Source organism: Acidisoma sp. S159 (genome assembly GCF_009766125.1).
Lineage (GTDB): Bacteria > Pseudomonadota > Alphaproteobacteria > Acetobacterales > Acetobacteraceae > Acidisoma.
Genome location: NZ_LMUG01000080.1, coordinates 61,771 through 80,138 on the forward strand (window position 1 = coordinate 61,771; position 18,368 = coordinate 80,138).

Sequence of the window (18,368 nt, forward strand, 5' to 3'; positions counted from 1 at the left end):
TCGACGGTATTGAGGCCAAGGACCCTGAAGGTGACACGGCCGTGGTGCCCGTCGATGGGGCATTGGACTTGAAAGTGGGTTCGATTATCCGTGGTCCGCTAGGCCCGATCAGGAGCACGCTGCCGTCACCGATCGACTGCACCAGAAACCCGTCGAGATGAGCCCCGGCCGAGACAACCGTCTCAAGGTTGTCTTTAGACTCGAAGATGGCTGATCGACCTATGGGCGTAATGACAATTCCGGAGAGGCGCGGAATGCCCGAGTGCGATTCCTTCCGCACATCGGATTCAGGCGGCCTCCGGGAGGGCTCAAAAAGTGGGCGGCCGAGCGAGGTCGAAACCAAAGCCTGAGTCTGATCTGCAGCCGCGCCCAGCGTTCCCGCAATGGCCAGATGCTCGAAGGGGACCCGATGCGGCCAAGAACGGGCCAAATATGGCGCCGGCCCCAGCTCGATCGCGATAACGCCGCCCAAGGCAATTGCTACAGCACCAAATCCGACGATCACGCGTCGGGTCACGATGAGGTTCCCGCCCGGAAAGCAAGGATGGTAAGGCTGACACTGAGCGGGACACCATGGAACTGGCCGATGACCGGCGCCGCATCAAGCTGCAGATCATCGACCAGAACGCGCGGTTCGGCCGTGTTCAGTTCCTGGAGGAAGCGTATGAGCGACGGCCATGATGCGGTGAAACTAACCCTCAGCGCGATGCGGCGGAAGGCAGCACGCTGAGCAGCCGCTAGTGTCTCCACGCTCGCCAAGGTTAATCCGGCCGTGTGCGCAAATCGCTGAATTGTCTGCTGCAGCGTCGCACCGGCGACGGCGTCGCTTGATGCATCGAAAACGATACCTCGCGGCGATGAAGCGCCACGCGCCGCCCGCGCTTCGTCGAGCAGGGTTGGCACAGCCCGCACGATCATCTCCATATGCTGTTCCAGCATTGCCTGCTGCATCAGGGCTTGAGCCCGGCTATCGTACCAGCTGATTAAGGGAACTGCTATGCCAAACCATGCGGTGGCAAGCAGCAGGATCGTCACGCTGATTGCCAGGAACTGGCCGCGCCGTCCTGTCGGCAGCAGGTCGATCATTTGACCGCGGTCTTCACTGTTGGGGTACGAGCTCTGCACGGATGACGAACAGGCTCCCACTCCCACTTGGGGCCGTCATCACCGGTGCTGCAAAACTTGGTGTGTGAATCTCGGTATCGCGCGACAGTGCAGCAATAAGAGCGGCGGCATCACCGGACTGACCAGTCAGACCCAAGCTTCTCTGCGACAAATTAAGCGCAGTCAAAAATGTGTTGTCCGGTAGAACTTTGGTGATAGTCGCAATCGCATCGAGCGGCCTGCCGACTTCCGCCTCTTCCGCTTCGAAAACCTCACTTCCCGCGGCTTGGCCAGCGATTCGCTTGCGGAGCAGCCGCACTTCCGAGACCTTTGGCTGCAGCTCCGCAACACGCTGATCGAGTCGATCGAGGCGCAATTGCTGCCGAACAAAAGGCAAGACGAGCGCGACAATCACCAGAGCAGCGCAGGCACCGACAGTGCACCGCAGCACAGGGCGCTCTAGCCTCTGTCGTGCCGGCGTCCTGACGGAGAGAGGGAGGCGACGGAGGTCGCCGTAGAAGCCATGGCCTTCTACCGCGGCCAAATGCAACCTCGCCTTCTCGAGCTCGGTCCGCAGCACGATCAGAGCGGCGCGGGGAATCAGAAACAGCCTCACCAACAGCCGGGAGCGGTTGCGGTCGCGATGCTCGATAACCCAATCCCAAAAGACTTCGCTCTCGGAAAAAGGCGTCACACGATCGATCTCATACGCGAGTACTCGCCCGATATGAGCCTCGGCCGTCGCGGGGACGGTGAGACGATGTTCTAAGATCCGACCGTTCGGAAGGCGAAGCAGTATGTTCCGGCGCCGCCTTGTCGTGCCGCAAGCACGCCGGGCCGCGGCGAGACCTTCAGGAGAGCAGGCGAAGTATCCAATCCCTGTCTCGCGGCCGCGCCGCCTGAGGCTGAGCCTGAATCCGCCGGCCCCAAACGAAGTCGCCTCAGGCTCCTCCGTGGGCTCAAGAATCACCACCGAACGCCATCCTCCACGGCTGGCGAGAGGCGCAGGCACGAGGCTCCGCATCTGCTGCGCCCACCATGTGAAGATCGTGTCGGCCATATTTTACAAAGTCTTTCCTACAGAGTCGGACCTCCTTCCTCCCCAATCAGCTTAAGAGGCAAGGTATTTATTTACGCGCCGTCATGCCGTCTAGATGCACTCACGGGCGGCCCCGCTGGGTCGCCGCGACGATATCCGGCCAGGCTCTGCCGCTGCCGGCACGAAAGACGATCCGAATCCTGACGAGGGCAGGCACCTCCGCTTTGTCCCAACGGCCGCGCCAACCTGCCTCTCCGGACCGCGACCAATAGCTAAAGACGACATGGTCGACCTGCTCGAGCAGTACAGTGTCGACAACCGCCGGCGGCGTGTTGGGCAGGGCATGAGTATAGGGCGACCAGCGCATCAGCAGGCGATTAGTCCCGTCAACCAGCAACCTGACCTCCGCGTCCCGGCTGCCCCATGCGGCCGCCGCCTCTGGCAGCTCTGAGGTAAATTCGAAGCTGTCGGGTGTTCCGGCGATCGCTGGCGCATCATGTGCGGTTCCGGGATTGATCTGCTCAATCAGCTGACGCAAAGTGCGGTCTACCGCGTCTAGGTCGGCTTGGCGGTAGGTGAGCCGTGTTTGCCGATCATAAGCTGCAACGCCGAAGCGCATCCCCTGGGCCAACCCTAAGACGAGCAAAGCGAGTACGACAAGCGAGGCCAGCACCTCAAGTAGCGTGAAGCCACACTGCTTCCAGGCACTGTGGGTGAAGACGCATTTCCGTGTGCGGTCTGTCACGGGGATAACCGCGGAGTTGGGCCGATTTTCTGGGAATGCAAAGCAACCTGTCGCAGGCCGCCATCCATCGACCAGGCTATGCTCACATTGATCTCGTAGATCGCGATACGCGATGCTTTGCTGGCTCGGCCCAACCCGCCGGTTCGGATGGCGATGCTCGTGGTTTCCTCTGGGCGAATGCTGATCCGCCAGTGAAACCCGCTACCATCAACACCTTGCGTCGTGCTGGTTACTAGCGGGCTGCCAACACCGAGCACAGCAAGGTGAGACCGTGCGCGGGAGACCGCTTGTATGTAGTGAGCAGCAAGGCTCGCTGACCGCATGCCAGTGACGGCGCCGGAGAATAGAGCGGTGAGTGCGAGAGTGGCGATGATCAGGGCCACGAGCACCTCAAGCAGAGTAAAGCCCGTCTCGCTGTTATGGCGCATTGGCGAGGCTCACTCGGCCAGTTAGCCAATCGACAATCACCCGCATCCGACTCGCGCCTGCCACCAGCAGCACCTGCCCGCCAGAGGAGCTGCCATCTGGCGCGAATCGGATCATAGCGATGGTCCGAGGTCTCGTGGTACCGACCGTCGTCATCGCCAACACGACCTCCTGCGGCGGACTTATCGTTGCCGCGTTGTCGATGCCGTAGGACCGGCCTGCGGAACCGATTCGGAAACTTGTCACGCGATCCGTCGCGATGGACTGTGAACGGGCGCGGTTAAGCGTTTCGGCGACATCCGCGGCGGAACTTCGCAAATCGAAGCCAACGCTGCGGGTAGGTCCGCGCGAAACGAGAATTCCGATGGCGAGGCCAAGAATGGCTATGACGACGAGAACCTCGATTAGCGTGAAGCCCGCCTCGCCTGGGCGCCGCAACCACCCTCGACTCTCAACCTGCAAGGTTGTTCAGGCTCAGCATCGCCAGGACGAGGGAGGATACGATGCCGGCCACCGCTGCGCCCATCACGATCGTGATGCCTGGGACCAAGAGCGAGACTAGGCGTTGAATTTTAAGGCGCGTTTCCTCCTCATGTATGTCGGCTGCGCGCAGCGCCAGCTGGCCAAGCTGAGCGGTTTCCTCGCCGAGACGCAGAAGATAGATCATGCGCGGCGGGAAGATGCCCGCCTCCGCCAAGGGACGCGACAGGCCGGCGCCGCTCTTGGCATTTATCGTCGCAGCGTCCACGGCTGCCACCGCCGCAGTGTTGCCAATTGCTTCTCGGACGATGCCGAGCGCGGCGATCAACGGTACGCCGTTAAGCATCAATGTGCCGAAGGTCCGGCTGAATCGAGCGGCTAAAACCTCACGCGCCACGGCGCCCACAATCGGCAGCCGCAACACTAGACTGTCGGCCAGGAAGCGCGGACCCGGTCGCGTCAATGCTTGGCGCAACAATAGGCCAAGTGTCGCCAGCGCCAGCAACGCATAGAGGCCGTATGCCGAAACGGCGTGGCCCGCGGCAATCAGGAACTGCGTTGATGCTGGAAGCCGGGCGCCGTTCTGCGCGAAGAGCGGTACGAATTCCGGCAAGACCGAGGTCAAGAGAAAGGCTACGGACCCTGTCATAGCGACCAACAGCAGAGCAGGGTAGATCATCGCGGACCGAATCGAGGAAGCAAGACCACGCTCGCGCTCCAAGACGACCGCCAGACGTTCAAGCGTCGCCGCAAGGGTCCCGCCTGCCTCGCCCGCGCGGACCATCCCGACGTAAAGACGCGGAAAGCTGCGCGGTTGGCGGCCCATAGCGACGGCGAGTGAAGATCCATCCCGCACTGCATCCCGAAGCTTCTCGAGCCCATCCATGACGCGTTTGTTGACCGCCGTTTCGGTCATAAATCTCAGCGCGCGATCCAGATCCTGGCCCGCGCCGAGCATGATCGACAATTCACGCGTCAGATTGGCGACTTCCTGCCGCCGGAAGCTCCCGCGGACAAACTCGAAGCTTAGGCGACCCCAAAAGGATTCACCCCGGTCTAACTCCGTCCGAACGGGAAGGTGCCCGTCGCGCCAAAGCTGCTGAATGACGGCTTCTTTGTCTGCCGCCTCGATCACGCCGCGCGCTGTTTTCCCGGCGGGATCGATCGCGACATAACGGTAGGCTGGCATCCTCAGCGCTTGTTCAAGGTCGGTGCGTCTAAAGTATCGCATCCGACGATGTCAGAGTTCCAGGAGAGGATGCCGTAGATCAAGCCCTGCCCTCCTCATCCGTCGCCGCTCAACGTCCGGACCACTTCCTCTATCGTCGTGGTGCCGATCAGAGCCGCAGCAAGTCCGGCCTCCAGCATCGTCACCATGCCAGCTGCGACCGCTGCTCGCTCGATCTCGGATTGGTCCGCGCGCGCAAAGATCATCGCCTCTATATTCGCGTCGGGCGATAGGAATTCGGCCACCGCGAGCCGACCGCGATAACCCGTTTCCCGACAATGGGGACAGCCAACAGCCCGCCATAACCAAACTGCCTTGCTACCACAACGTCGTTCCAGATCGAAGCGATCTACAAGTTCGCGCGGTGCCATCACCCTGGTTCGGCACGCCTCACACAGCCTGCGTACCAGGCGTTGTGCTAGAACGCCCCGCAGCACGGCAGTGATGAGATAGTCTTCCAGACCCATGTCGCGCAGGCGGGTGATGCTGGAGGCTGCGGAATTCGTATGCAGCGTGGACAAGACCAGTCGGCCGGTCAGCGCGCCGTTTACGGCGATCTGCGCCGTTTCAAGATCCCGGATCTCACCGATCATGATGACATTCGGATCCTGCCGCAGAATGGAGCGTAGGACATGCGCGAAGGTCAGTCCAATCAGCGGCTTGATCTGGGTCTGCGTGATGCCCGGTATCTGATACTCGATCGGATCTTCGACCGTGGCGATTTTACGCATGATCGCGTTGAGCTCGATGATTCCCGTATAAAGTGTGGTCGTTTTTCCGCTGCCGGTTGGTCCCGTCACTAACACAATCCCATTCGGAAGGTGCAGTGCTTTGCTCAACCGGCTGACGACAGCCGGTGCGAGCCCCAGGGCTTCATAATTCAACGAAACCGTGCCGCGATCCAGGATGCGCAGAACAACATTCTCGCCGTGCAACGAGGGGATGGTGGATACGCGGAGATCGATATCCTGTCCGCGCACGGCGAGCTTGATGCGACCGTCTTGGGGCAGCCGGCGCTCGGCGATATCAAGCCGCGACATGATCTTGACGCGGGAGATGATCGCCGGAGTCAACCGGGCCGGATGTGAATCCACTTCGTGCAAGACACCGTCATGCCGATAGCGGACCCGTAGGCGATCCTCGAACGGTTCGAAATGAATGTCAGAAGCCCGCTCCTCGACCGCCCGGGAAATGATCTGACTAACGAGGCGGATGACCGGCGCTTCGCTCGCCAAATCTTTGAGTCGCTCCGCATCCTCTTCTATATTATCGCCGTCGGGGTCGCTCGGTGCGCCCTCGCCATCCGGGGCGACATTCGGATAGATGCGGTCGAACGCCGCTTCTAATTCGATCGGGACCGCCACCTCCAGCACCACCGGCAGGCCAACAGCGGCGGAGATCGTCGCCGATGTGAAGCGATCGAGCGGGTCGGAGACGGCGAGCGTGACGTGATCCGCCTCTACGGCAATTGGAATAGCTCGGACATAGCGTAGGAAGCGGCTGCTCAAGCGTTCCTTGAACAGCGGTTCCGAAGGGAAGCGGGCGGTTTCCGCGACACGGATGTCGAGCAGCTCCGCATAGGCGTCCACGAGTCCGCGTTCCGTAGCAAGGCCAAGCTTGATCAGGACGCGATCGAGCCTTTGTCCACTCTCGGTCGCAATACGCCGGGCGCGCTCCATCCCGCGAGCGTCGCAATCACCTCGCGCGATGATGATCAGCGACAGCTTGTCGAGACGCTCGTCGTGATCGGGATCCAAGGGCGGAGCGCTCGGTGGAGCGCCAGTGCTCGAGAACCGCCAGGGCAACATTTTCATCGCGGCGACGTTGGCCTCCTGTCCGGGTATCACGTTAGGCGGTCTCCGGGGGCGACCGTTTGCCATCTTTACGGCTGAGACGCTCAATCAGAGGCAGGTCATAGACGCAATTCTAGCCGAGTGTTGCTTTCGCCGCGATCCGCCGCCCTCATTATCCGCCTGAGAGACCGGAAAGCTATGATCCACTGCTTGCGAGCACGAAACTTTGACCCCGCGCCCGGTTTTTGCTCAACCCACTGCCGCCTGTTATGATGGCAAGTTCGACTGGTGCGGCAAGGACGAGAACGTGATAGCCTGGAGAATGTTGCTTTACGCTGGCCTGATAGCCGCATCCGCGAGTAGCGGATGCGCTGACCGGCAGTCATCGCCTGGCTATTGGACCGCAACTTCCCTCAAATTTATACAGACGACCTGCAGTAGTCAGATAACCGATGGCTCGAGGTTATTTTTCTTTGAACCAGCCGACATCAATGCGCGTTGTTTCTATTTCCGAGGCCCGTTTGAGGTTTCTGAGTGGCTGACGACCACTTCCGCCTTCGTCTATTCTAATAAAATCTTGGTGGACGATATTGGGACTCTCTCCTCGCGCGTAGTTCCCGGGGGGCTCTTCATGGGTGAGGCACCGTTTCCCTTTCAGGGTCTGGACGGTCGCTTGCGCACAGTCTATCGCCTGCGCAACCTGCACGTCCGCCCAAAGGGTGAGGTTGATTGAGCGGCGACAAACTTAGACTTGCGCCGAGTTGACCGAGGCTAGAACGCCGCTGCCGCGTGGTCCGGGCGACCTTTCCGATCTCGGCGAACCAGTCCAATCCATCCGAGAGCGGCGGCGGCCAGATGATCCTCTTCGCCGCCTCTGCTGATATTAGACTTGGACATCCGAAAAACGCTCCTCGAAATCGCCAGTTCGCGTTCACGCCTCTCGGCCGAGGACGGCACGCGGCGTTAACGGATTCCCAAGGAAGCCGTGCGCGTCTACCAAACGTATATCGCCCTCAGCCCCGGCCTAGAACCTCGCCCATGATCGCAGCGACGTCGTGGCGGTTGAGGTTCCCATCGGCGCCCAGCTCGAACGTGCAGTAGAGGAGGCTGTCCTTCATTGAGGCGATTAAGCCCGAGGCCGAGCCCTCAAGTTAACCCAAATAGGCTTGTGACGGAGGATGAGCCATGCCTATCGCCGGGACTGACCGCTTTAACGCCGCGCACGAGGCTGAGGAGCCTTTGGCCGTTTGGAACGAATTTCGAGTCGGCAACTTAACCCGCAGCCATCGCGACGTGCTGATCGTCTTGACAACGTATCACCCGAAACCTGACGAACCACCTCAGCCACCAGCTGCCGCTGTCGCGCCATCTGCAACGTCAAAACGGTCAGCAGAGCCCTTTCTGCTGAACGTCACCTTGGGTTGGTTCCGTGAGAGGCACGGCCCAGTCATAGGTCGGGCTTCAATGGTTGGGTCTAAGGGCAATATCCCGAACGTCAGCTTTCCAAAGACGTCTAATCGCGTAAGGTATGCCTACTGAGCGGGTTTAGCAAAGTGCATTGCAATAGTCTTCCAGGCCGAGGGCGTCGGTTCGATTCCGGCGACCCGCTCCATTTACTCCGGAATGTCACTCCAAATGCCCCGTGGCTTTACCGGGACAAACCACGCAGTCAAAGCCGTCTGCAGAAGTTGCGGCCACAGGCCAATTCTAACCTTAGAGGGGCTGGCCGAAACACGCCATGCCGATACTCTGATCGCTGACCTGCCGCTGCTATGGTCGGCCTGCGGGTCACGCTAGGTCGGGTTTGCTCGTTTCAAAATTCGGTTCGGGATATCGGTTAGGTTTTAGTCTAGCCGACGCGGCGCAAATGCAGCTCACCACAGCAAACGCGGCCCGAACTCACATCGCCGCGGTCGCTGAGCGGCCGAACCTTGTGAACCGCCAAATCAAGAGCGTTAAGCGGCCCATTGATATCTTGGTCGGCCAGCTCGCCAGATCGGGGTCAGAGCCGGGGCAAGAGGCCGAGCAGCGCGACGCGCCAATCCCGCGCTCCTTGCCGGGGGTAGGAAGGATCGTCCTCGCCACGCTGCTCACGGAGGCTCATCAAGCATCAAGCCATCCGCGCACGAAACTATCATGCTCTCAGAACCTGACCGGGGTCGCGCCGGTCACGAAACGAAGTGGCTCTAGTAGCCTCGGCTTCCGATGGTAGACGACCGATCTGTTGTTGCGTCATGCCTTGTGGCCGAGCGCATAAGCGATTCATGACTTGCCAACCCCGGCCGGGCCGATCACCAGCACATCTGTTTGCGGTCGATCCAATAGCGGGCGGCCAGTTTCTGCAACAACGCCCGGTCGAAGCCACCGGCCGCGGGCAGGTCGACATCCCCGACAATTGCGTCCTGGCGCAGGGCGGCGAGCCGCAGCCGTGCCACGAAGCCAGACCAGGTCCATAACGGCCTATAGGGTAGACGTACTCAACCCTCATCGCCCGGCTATGAGCTTACTCTTATGCGTGAAGGCTTCCTTGCGGTGGTGCGATGACCAGCTGTGCAGAATGCAAGCCGGATATCGTTACCGCTTTTGTGCAGACTACCAGCCGCGGCATTGCATCCAGGGTTGTGCAGATTGTCAGCCTCGGTCGCTTGACCGGCGGCTTCCTCCGCGCCGATCCCTGCGAGCCGCACAGCTGGGCGCCGAGTGCAGATTACCAGCCTCAACGATTGTGCAGATTCTCAGCCGCCCGATTCGGGCATGTCACCTGACAAGCGCAGCTTGAATCACTAAAAATCCTGCGTGCATCTTGTCAGCCGGTTTTGAGCAGATTACCAGCCCAACGGCCAAAATACACAGGAGTTTGTCAGCCGAATCGATTTGCACTTTGCTGCAAAATCAGAAGTCTACGGGATGGTTTCCCCAGCAGATTGTCAGCCTACTTACTAACTACTCCAAAAAAACCTTTACTAGAACTCGGCTGACAATCTGCACGGGCTGACGGCTGGTAATCTGCACATAGACAGGCTGCTTCAGGTCAAACACATGTCACTCAGGATGGTGCTGATGACAAAGCCAAAGGCTGATCAGATCGATCTCTTCGCCGGCCGATCTGTACATGAACTCGTGGAGGCGCACACGAGCCGCGACCTCCTGAAGGTCGCTTCTAATCACATTCGGGAACCTGGTCGCAACTCTCCGATCGACATCCTCTCTGGCAGACGGGGTGCTAGGACTATCAAGTCTGCTGCTGTTCGAGCGGAGAAGGCTCTGGAATTACAGCTTGGGGACAATCTCCCAGCTGACGAACTACGTTCGTATGCTTACGCAGCTTGGGCCCACGCAGGCCTTCCGCGACGTGACTTGAAAGATTCGATGAAGCGTTGGACCGTCCAGACTGATTACGCGACGCTGACGGTTTCGCCTGGTACCCGGCGGCTTGCCGAAGGCGGGGAAGCCGTACCAATTGGCGTACCCTTCGGTTCCTACGCCCGGTTGGTCCTGCTAGACTGGCAGTCGGAGGCAATCCGGAATAACAGCCGAACCGTCCACATTGGCAAATCCATCACCGATGCCCTCCGCCGCATGGGCTTGCCCCACGGCTCCGAAGCCATGCGGCTACTCCAGGAACAGACTGAACGGCTGGCAGTCTGCACGATCTCTTTCTCGCTCGAGAGCGGCGGCCGTGGCCTCTACCTCAACCAACCCGTAGTCGAGTCAGCCGAATACAGTTACGGGCGGGGAAATAAACGCTTCATCGAATCGGTGACACTTTCACAGGGCTACTATGAGCAGCTTCTTCGCAACCCCGTCGTTCTCGATCCTGCGGCTATCGTTGACCTTCGGGACTCCCCGTCAGCGCTCGACATTTACACCTGGCTCGCTTGGCGGCTCCCCGCCTTAAAGGGGGAGACCAAGATTGGCTGGGTCGCCCTCAAGGCACAGTTGGGTAATGGGGCAGCCCTGATGAAGAACTTCAAGCCGCATTTTCGGGAAAGTCTGATCGCGGCACATTCCGTTTACCGGGAGGCGAACCTCGAACTCACAGAGACCGGACTGACGCTTCACCCCTCTCCGCCTCCAATGCCGCAGAAGCGCCTCACTCGCACGTAGGCTGACAATCTGCACAAAGCCGACGCTGATGTTCGGCTGATAATCTGCACATGCAGGCCCTCAGATGGTCCCATGCAGCACCTCAGACGCCCGATCGCCACTGGATTTGCAGTGCAGGCCGCCGTTAGCGGCCTCGGGGCTCCTGGAATTGATGCCTACCCTTGGGAGTTTGTGCAGATTACCAGCCGCCTCAGGCCGCCGCCGGCCTTACAAGTCAAGGCCTCAAGCGCATCAAACGAAGCCGCTAAGGTCTCAAGAATTATGGGATCTAGGACCGAGAACTGGATTCGGGAAACTCCACCGCGGCAAGCGTCGGTGCCCGCCGGGACCTCGCCGCAAGCTAGAAATTCGAAGCGGTAGGTTAGGCCCCGGGGACTTAATTGTCTGCATCCTAGCGCGGCGATCCAACCAATCTGCCAGACACCCGGCTAATTGGCGACGCAGGGATCCCGCCTTGTCCCCTCCCCTGTTCTTGCCGGTAGCTCCCGAACATATCGTCGTCGGGCGACCGCGGTTAGCCGATCGTGTGCTGCTGTGACAAGCTGGCGCTCCGCTCCTGCGCCGTCTCATGGCTTCTAGAGAGCGCACGACATGGCCGCGTTATCCTCAGGCCACGCCTTCTCTTACTCCCGCGCTAGCGGGTTCGTTCAATCTGCACACTGGATCGACCTGACGATGGAACTCGCGCCACAGATAGCTTAGCTTGCAAGGCCACGAGCCGCGACGATCTCCGCGAATAATTCCCTAAGAATTCCTTGCTTTCGGCTTTGGGGCGATACTGCGATTAAACTCCTCCACCAACGAGGGCATTTTCCCCCAGACGAAATCCGCGAAACCCTCGCCATGGCGAACAGAGAAGGATATCGCTGTCGAATGTTTGCGACGCTTGCGCTCCGCGACCAGTCGTCCGCTTTCGTCTCGGCAATCTTCAGTCGATGGTGTCGCTGCTTTTTGCCCAAGAAGCACCGCCAAGCGAACGTGGAATCCGAGTTGTGAATCCCCCGCGATCAGGCGTTCTGCTACTTCATTCAGCTGCCCGTTTCTGTCCGGATCTCGAATCATCCTCAAGAGGTTGCTCGCGTCACGGAACGTGCACTTGCGCCAATCACCAAGGGCTTCGAGTACCCGATCGGGAATCTCGGCGAAAGACGTGAGATTGCTGACGTGAGATCGCGAGACGTTAAGTGCATCTGCGAGTGCCTGCTTGCTAGAAAAGACGCCACGTTCAACATATTTTGCTAAGGCACGGGACTGTTCGAGCGTCGAGACGCTTTCTCGATGTGCGTTCTCGCTGTAGGCCGCGCTGGCCATCTGGGCCTCGGAGAGAACCTGTACTACAGCCCGAAGAGGTGTTCCTAGGCTTCTACAGGCAAAAAGGCGCCGATGCCCGAAGCAGACTTCGAACCGTCCCCCTTCAGTTGGATGTGGACGCAGCAACGCCGGCGATTGTTGGCCATTGCGACGAATCTCTTCGACGAACTCCGTGAAACTCTTATCCTCAAGGAAGCGGAGGTTGCGATCCCAGTATGGGGAGGGCTCCGCGAGCGTCGCGTCAATTTCCTCGATTACAAGGCCCTCGTCCTTCCGCCGTTCGATAGCGGCCTCTAGCGCCTTCAGCTCCGCAATTGCATTACGGTGCTGCGTCTCGATCGCTCTGGCGATCGGTACGGCCGGCGAATTTGACCGCGCCGTTTCTCGGGGGGCCTCACCTTCCTTTGGGAAGGCCGGCAAGTCAGCAGTGATGGCACTGAGGTCAAATGCACGCTTCATTCCAACCCCCTCACGCAGCGTTAGAGGTCGGTAGGGCCCGCACGGCTTCCTGTCGACCCCATGCTTTCAGCATAACACCCTCTATTTCGGCATTCACCGAATTAAGGAATGCCAGACCGCGCATGTAACTTTGCCGAGTTCCCACCTGATCGTCGATCTCATAGTAGGTGCGCTTCCTCAGTCCGGCGCCGTCCAAAGCCGTTGTCACGGCCATCGGGTTCTGCAACAGCATGTCGCCAAAGTTGGCGCCCATTAGGTGGATGATCTGCTTTTGATTCTGGTCAGTGACGTTGTGTTTGGCAATGAGAATCTTGAAGAAGTCGATCTCCTTGCCGTTCGCATCTACCTCTTCCACTTGCTCGAGGACTTGGGAGCACATTCGGAAAAATTGGCCTGTACTAGCAAAGTCGATCATTGAGGGTGGAACCGGCACAATTACACCGGTCGCAGCGAAGATAGCATTTATAGACATAAAGCCGAGTGACGGTGGGCAATCCAGAATAACCAGATCGTAATTCGTTGCTGACTTTTGGATCGCGTCCCGTAGGACAAGCCAAAATGCGAAGTTCTTTTCTCGTTGCGCCCTGACCGGCATTTCGAATTCAGCCTGGGACAGGCTAAGATTGGACGGAACGAGATCAAGACGTGGCCAGTATGTTTGCCGTATGCAGCGTTCGAGACTTTGGGTTTCGCCACGGAAGACAGGATAGAGCGTCTCTTCTGGTTCGACGTCGGTATCCGGTTGTAGACCAAACAAGCTCGTTAGAGACGCCTGACTATCGAGATCGACAGCCAGAACCCGGTAGCCTCGCAACGCCATGTACTGCGCGAGATGGACCGCCGTCGTGGTCTTGGCAGCTCCCCCCTTGAAGTTGGCGACCGCCACGACTTGAAGCTTCTCTGTTGGATTGCGCCGGCGCCGGTATCGCTCATCGCGTGTTTTTTCATGGAGGCCGTCGAGAATCCAATGAAGTTCCTGGAGCGTAAATGTTCGGCGATAATTGTTACCTACAACCGTTCCGCATGTGAATTCCCCCCCGTCTTTAGTAATTTGTCTCAAGTAGCTTTCGGAGACACCGAGCAGCACCGCCGCTTCTACCGTCGGAAACTGCTTGAGACGCTTCCTATCTTGAGGAGCATTTTCGAGGGCAACGATTTTCTGTTGAGTGATCTGGCAGACATCGGCCCCGTGGCTAAGGCGTTCCTTCAGCCGGGATAGTTTCATTTCTCCTGCACCATGCGGAGCCTCCCTTGAAATGGGCCATAGGCGCTAATGCGCGCTAATCCGCACCAACATCGATGTTCAACGCTTAACATCCGAAATACCGATGGTCAAACACTTATTAGGATCTCTTAGCCGTACACCTGAAGCGAGCTCTACGATCGCTGAGTCAGGGTGCGTCGAGCATGTCCGTCCGTGGCCCAGCTGGCCCCTGCCCTCTTAGTCTAGAAGTGATCGATTTTGTACGCGCGACTAGAAATCGACCAAGCTAGCCCACACCTGGCCCTCCAGCCGCGGAAGAAGACGCCGGCGCAAAGGCTGCCGATCAGCGGAGGATCGCTTAGTCACTTACTGGACATGCCGTTCAAGTTTGCAGCAAACGGTTGGTGTCGCTGCCCCTCCGCGTCCTGGGAAAATTGCTCACAGCGTCTGCACCCTCCCCTCCCGGCCATCCGCGTGAAAGTGTGCCCGTTTCCGTCGGCAATGCTTTATTGTCTCCCGATGCCTGACGTCGCTTAGGGTGTAACTTGCTCAGATGGGCGATCACCGTTTGCAGAAGACGGCTCGCGCAGCAGCCGCAACCCGTACAGCTACCTCTTGCATCTAACTGCGGTCTCGATGGTTGGTGGAGATACTACATCACCGATGACCGGAGGTTGGGCCGATCGCGCGCGCGAGGGTCTCATCTGGCATCGAGAAGGTCCATGAGCTCTGACTGGAAGATGCGATCCACTTTCGCCCCAGCCGTGAATCGCGCGATGTGAGGGGGTCGCACGCCTGATTACTGTATGGCAAGAGCCGACGCCGACACCGACACCGTTTGCTGCAAACGGAGTCCGGCTGGTAGAGTAATGCCCTCCGAAGGTAGCGGCGCTCGCAATAGCTGCTCACGCGACTTATGTCGGCGACAAGGGTGGGCGGGATTATACCAAGTCTCGTTGATCATGACCGCTATGCCCAGTCCCGGGATCCGATTGAGATGATCGTCCAGGGTTGATCAGCGAGTTTGTTCCAGGCGTAGCAGCAATGGTCGACGATGTTCTCGTATGAAGAAAACACGCGATTGGATAACCAGTTGTCGCGCATGAACTGCCAAATGTTCTCTTGCGGGTTCAGCTCGGGGCATTTCGGTGGCAGCGGCACGATCGTGATGTTCTCCGGGACATTCAGCCTGGGCGACATATGCCTGCCGGCCTGATCAAGTAGGAGGGCGGCATGCCGGCCTGGTGTGACGCTCTCCGAAATGACCTTCAGATGCAGGTCCATGGCTTCGGTGTCGCACCAAGGTAGAACGAGCGCTGCCGCGGTCCCTTTCTTCGGGCAGATAGCGCCGAAAATGTAGGTCCAGGCCGTGCGCTGGTCATGCGGGGCAGAGGGTCGAGTGCCTTGTCTTCCCTCGTCTTGCCTTTCCATCCGGCATAGCCGGATGGAACCTTGGGCAAGCCTCGCCCATCGCCGAGTGATCTTGTTCTTTTGCCCGATTCTAGCTTCATCAGCGAACCAAACCTCTACGTCGCTACGTTCAATTCCCTTTTCGCGCGCGATTTCGTCCAGACGGGTTGGGAGGTTTTTATGGGATGGCCCGCCCCTCATCTCTCCAACTGCGCAGGTTCAGAGATAAGTTAGCAGGGCAACGGGAGAAACAGGAGTCGGTCTGATGCAGATTGCCGTGTTGGGAATCGACCTGGGCAAGAACAGCTGCAGTGTCGTGGGGTTGGATACCACCGGGCGTGTCGTCCTGAAGCGTCGCCTCCACCGTGATGGCGTCCTGAAGCTTGCAGCGAGCATCCCGAGCTGCGTGATGGCACTGGAGGCCTGCTGTGGTGCGCACCATCTTGGACGAATACTGCGTGATCACGGTCACGAGGTTCGGCTGATGTCGCCAGAGTATGTCCGACCCTACGTCAAGGCTCAGAAGAATGACGACCGGGATGCCGAGGCGATTGCGGAGGCGGCAACGCGGCCGACCATGCGGTTCGTCACGCTGAAGAGTGAGACGCAGCTCGACATGCAGAGCCTTCACCGCGCCCGTGATCGTCTGGTCGGCGAACGAACGGCCCTGATAAACCAGCTCCGCGCTATCCTACTGGAGCGTGGCATCATTTTGCCGCAGGGACGGCGCAAGCTGGAACTACACCTCACGCCGCTGCTGGCCGGAGACCCTATGGCGATCAGCCCAAGGACTCGGCTGCTGGTCAACGATCTCCATCTCGAGTGGACCGAGTTGGACCGCCGGATCGAAGCCTTCGATGCGGAGTTTGCGGCCCAGGCTCGCACGGACGAGACCGCCCGCCTGTTGACCACAATACCGGGTATCGGTCCCCTGAACGCGACGGCGCTGGCGGCTTCCATCGGCAACGCCCAGACCTTCCAGCGTGGACGCGACCTAGCCGCCTGGCTGGGGCTGGTACCAAAGCAGATGACGACCGGCGGCAAGCCAAAGCTTCTTGGGATCAGTAAGCGTGGGAACAGATACTTGCGCAAAATGCTGATCCACGGCGCACGCGCAGCCTTGCCGTCGCTATCAAAGGGTGAAACGCCGATGGGCGGCTGGCTGCGCGATCTGCTCGCGCGGGCGCACGTAAACACCGTAGTAGTGGCGCTGGCCGCTAAATTGGCGCGGATCATCTGCGCGGTGCTTCGAACCGGGCGGAAGTTCGAGCTCACAAGTGCTGCGGTATCATAATCGCGGAATTAGCCAGCCGCGCTCACCCGGCGCGGACGGTTGATGGGGTCTGCGGGTGGTAAATGCGAGATGGCCTGACAGTCGATCGGCGTTCTGGAAACCTGCTTTTAAAAATGGCGCTCGACGCCGCGGTTTTTATGAGGACCAGGACGTGCGGATCTCCATCTTGGCCGGGGCGTTGTCCCGAGACCGATGGGGTGGATGGCCCCGCTCGGCATCAGTGTGCCAAGAGAGGATTGTCGTGAACCCCAGGAGGAGAAATTCGCCATGCAGATCACTACACTCGGAATTGATCTTGCCAAGCATGTTTTCCAGCTTCACGGCGTCGGACCTGACGGCCAGCTTGGCCTACGCCAAAAGCTACGCCGCGCTCAGATGATCAGGTTTTTTGCAAAACTGCCCCCGTGCCTGATTGGCATGGAGGCTTGCGCGACCGCCCACTACTGGGCGCGCGAGCTCAAAGCATTCGGCCACGAGGTGCGTCTTATGCCGGCGCACTACGTCAAGGCCTATGTCAAGCGCGGAAAGAATGATGCGGCGGATGCTGCGGCGATCTGCGAAGCGGTGACTCGTCCGACAATGCGGTTCGTAGCGATCAAGAGCCAGGAACAGCAGGCCGTTCTTGTCATGCATCGTACGCGTGATCTGTTAGTCCGGCAGCGGACTCAAGCTGCCAACTCCCTGCGCGGGCTTCTGGCAGAATTTGGTATCGCCGAAGCGCAGGGGATCTGCCATCTGAGACGGCTGCGGGCTCATCTGGAAACGGATACGGTCCCCGAGCCCGGCCGCAAAATTCTAGTGCTCCTCGCCGAACAGATCGATGAACTTGAGAAACGGATAACGCAGATCGATGCCGAGATCCTGGCTTGGCATCGGGCAAGTAAGATGAGCCAACGTCTGGCCAAAATCCCTGGAGTGGGGCCGTTGATTGCGAGCGCCATCGTTGCAACGGTAGCCGACCCCTCCGTGTTCCGCTCTGGCCGGGAGTTCTCGGCCTGGCTCGGCTTGGTTCCGCGCCAAAATTCGACTGGTGGCAGACAGCGTTTAGGCCGGATTACGCATCAGGGCGACGGTTACGTTCGAAGCCTGCTGATTATTGGCGCACAATCTGCGCTGCAGGGCTCCAAGGAAATAAAGGCAAACGGCTGGGTCCAGGCGCTACTAAGCCGTTATGCCCGGCTCAAAGTTGCCGTTGCCCTGGCAAACAAGATGGCTCGCATCGCATGGGCCCTTATGACAAAGGGAGACGTCTACCATCCAGCCGCCGCAGCTGCAGCATGAGCTAGGGCGGCCGGAACAAGGATGCTTGCGAGAAGAACAGGCGTGATGGAGTGAGCGGCATTGCCGACGAGTTGGGAGCAGCCTGGAACGTATCCGGGGTCCTCGAACCCGCGAGACCGATGAGGCCCCAACACGCGGACACCCATCAGGGCCAGCGGCTACCATGCCGCGTTAAAGGCCGGACACACGAGTGCAAGCGACTATGTCGCCAATACGCCACGTTTTTACTTGCAAGCTAGGGGCCATCCACACACGGATACGTTGGCGTAGACTGATCAGATCGGATCGCAGAAATCGCTTGCAGACGGGGCGGGCCATACGTTTTAAAAGTCTCGATCGCGCCCTCAGCCTGGGCTTGGTGGCGTGGTCGCGCAGAGAGCTTGCGGTATCCCATCTTGCGCAATTCACGGCGTATGCCTTCGCCGAAGGCCGCCTGGGCGGGCACCGCTTGCCGCTTTAAGTAGCACTTTAAGGCGGCGGTTGAGGT

At 59.4% G+C, this 18,368-nt stretch carries 14 protein-coding genes and 1 pseudogene; 3 read left to right on the forward strand and 12 right to left on the reverse strand.

All coding sequences use genetic code 11. From position 1 onward, the window contains the following. Positions 1–513: 513 nt before the first annotated feature. The 8 genes from gspM to GSQ92_RS26710 all read right to left on the reverse strand — a co-directional run bounded on the left by gspM (position 514) and on the right by GSQ92_RS26710 (position 9,250). A complete protein-coding gene (gspM, locus tag GSQ92_RS26675) occupies positions 514–1,086 on the reverse strand; it encodes a type II secretion system protein GspM (protein WP_158801560.1) in 573 nt (190 codons plus the stop codon). A 13-nt stretch (positions 1,087–1,099) separates the two neighbouring features. Continuing rightward, positions 1,100–1,519 carry a PilN domain-containing protein gene (locus GSQ92_RS26680; RefSeq protein WP_159014592.1) on the reverse strand — a complete coding sequence of 140 codons (420 nt, stop codon included), beginning with the start codon at positions 1,517–1,519 and terminating at the stop codon, positions 1,100–1,102. 745 nt (positions 1,520–2,264) lie between these two features. After that, complete coding sequence (locus GSQ92_RS26685) at positions 2,265–2,888, reverse strand: prepilin-type N-terminal cleavage/methylation domain-containing protein (RefSeq protein WP_158801558.1); 624 nt, start codon at positions 2,886–2,888, stop codon at positions 2,265–2,267. Further along, complete coding sequence (locus GSQ92_RS26690) at positions 2,885–3,316, reverse strand: prepilin-type N-terminal cleavage/methylation domain-containing protein (protein WP_159014593.1); 432 nt, start codon at positions 3,314–3,316, stop codon at positions 2,885–2,887. The genes GSQ92_RS26685 and GSQ92_RS26690 overlap by 4 nt, the downstream gene beginning before the upstream one ends. Then, complete coding sequence (locus tag GSQ92_RS26695; RefSeq protein WP_159014594.1) at positions 3,306–3,752, reverse strand: GspH/FimT family pseudopilin; 447 nt, start codon at positions 3,750–3,752, stop codon at positions 3,306–3,308. Before GSQ92_RS26695 ends, GSQ92_RS26690 begins: the two co-directional genes overlap by 11 nt. A 13-nt stretch (positions 3,753–3,765) precedes the next feature. After that, the gene (locus tag GSQ92_RS26700) at positions 3,766–4,983 is read right to left on the reverse strand and encodes a type II secretion system F family protein (protein ID WP_158801555.1); all 1,218 of its coding nucleotides are present in this window, start codon (positions 4,981–4,983) and stop codon (positions 3,766–3,768) included. 95 nt (positions 4,984–5,078) lie between these two features. Further along, positions 5,079–6,779 carry a GspE/PulE family protein gene (locus GSQ92_RS26705; protein ID WP_254066709.1) on the reverse strand — a complete coding sequence of 567 codons (1,701 nt, stop codon included), beginning with the start codon at positions 6,777–6,779 and terminating at the stop codon, positions 5,079–5,081. Positions 6,780–9,106: 2,327 nt separating this feature from the next. Further along, positions 9,107–9,250 (reverse strand): hypothetical protein, encoded by a 144-nt coding sequence (locus tag GSQ92_RS26710; RefSeq protein WP_158801553.1) that lies wholly within the window; start codon positions 9,248–9,250, stop codon positions 9,107–9,109. 934 nt (positions 9,251–10,184) lie between these two features. Here GSQ92_RS26710 and GSQ92_RS26715 point away from each other — a divergent pair. Further along, positions 10,185–10,922: a replication protein RepA gene (locus tag GSQ92_RS26715; RefSeq protein WP_159014595.1), complete on the forward strand. Its 738-nt coding sequence runs from the start codon at positions 10,185–10,187 to the stop codon at positions 10,920–10,922. A gap of 744 nt (positions 10,923–11,666) precedes the next feature. Here the strand turns inward: GSQ92_RS26715 and GSQ92_RS26720 are convergent. From GSQ92_RS26720 to GSQ92_RS26730, 3 genes and pseudogenes are all read right to left on the reverse strand, one after another. Next, positions 11,667–12,692: a ParB/RepB/Spo0J family partition protein gene (locus GSQ92_RS26720; RefSeq protein ID WP_158805300.1), complete on the reverse strand. Its 1,026-nt coding sequence runs from the start codon at positions 12,690–12,692 to the stop codon at positions 11,667–11,669. 10 nt (positions 12,693–12,702) lie between these two features. Next, complete coding sequence (repA, locus tag GSQ92_RS26725; protein WP_158805299.1) at positions 12,703–13,917, reverse strand: plasmid partitioning protein RepA; 1,215 nt, start codon at positions 13,915–13,917, stop codon at positions 12,703–12,705. A gap of 948 nt (positions 13,918–14,865) precedes the next feature. Next, positions 14,866–15,486, reverse strand: a pseudogene (locus GSQ92_RS26730) (IS630 family transposase); the annotation flags it as partial. Between the two features lie 85 nt (positions 15,487–15,571). Here GSQ92_RS26730 and GSQ92_RS26735 point away from each other — a divergent pair. Then, on the forward strand, positions 15,572–16,600 hold the full coding sequence (locus tag GSQ92_RS26735; protein WP_159014597.1) for an IS110 family transposase: 1,029 nt from the start codon (positions 15,572–15,574) through the stop codon (positions 16,598–16,600). Positions 16,601–16,867: 267 nt separating this feature from the next. Beyond that, positions 16,868–17,881 (forward strand): IS110 family transposase, encoded by a 1,014-nt coding sequence (locus GSQ92_RS26740; protein ID WP_159014598.1) that lies wholly within the window; start codon positions 16,868–16,870, stop codon positions 17,879–17,881. Between the two features lie 235 nt (positions 17,882–18,116). Here GSQ92_RS26740 and GSQ92_RS26745 read toward each other — a convergent pair. Further along, positions 18,117–18,368, reverse strand: a 252-nt coding sequence (locus GSQ92_RS26745; RefSeq protein ID WP_174247848.1) for a winged helix-turn-helix domain-containing protein, incomplete at its 5' end; no start/stop codon positions are given.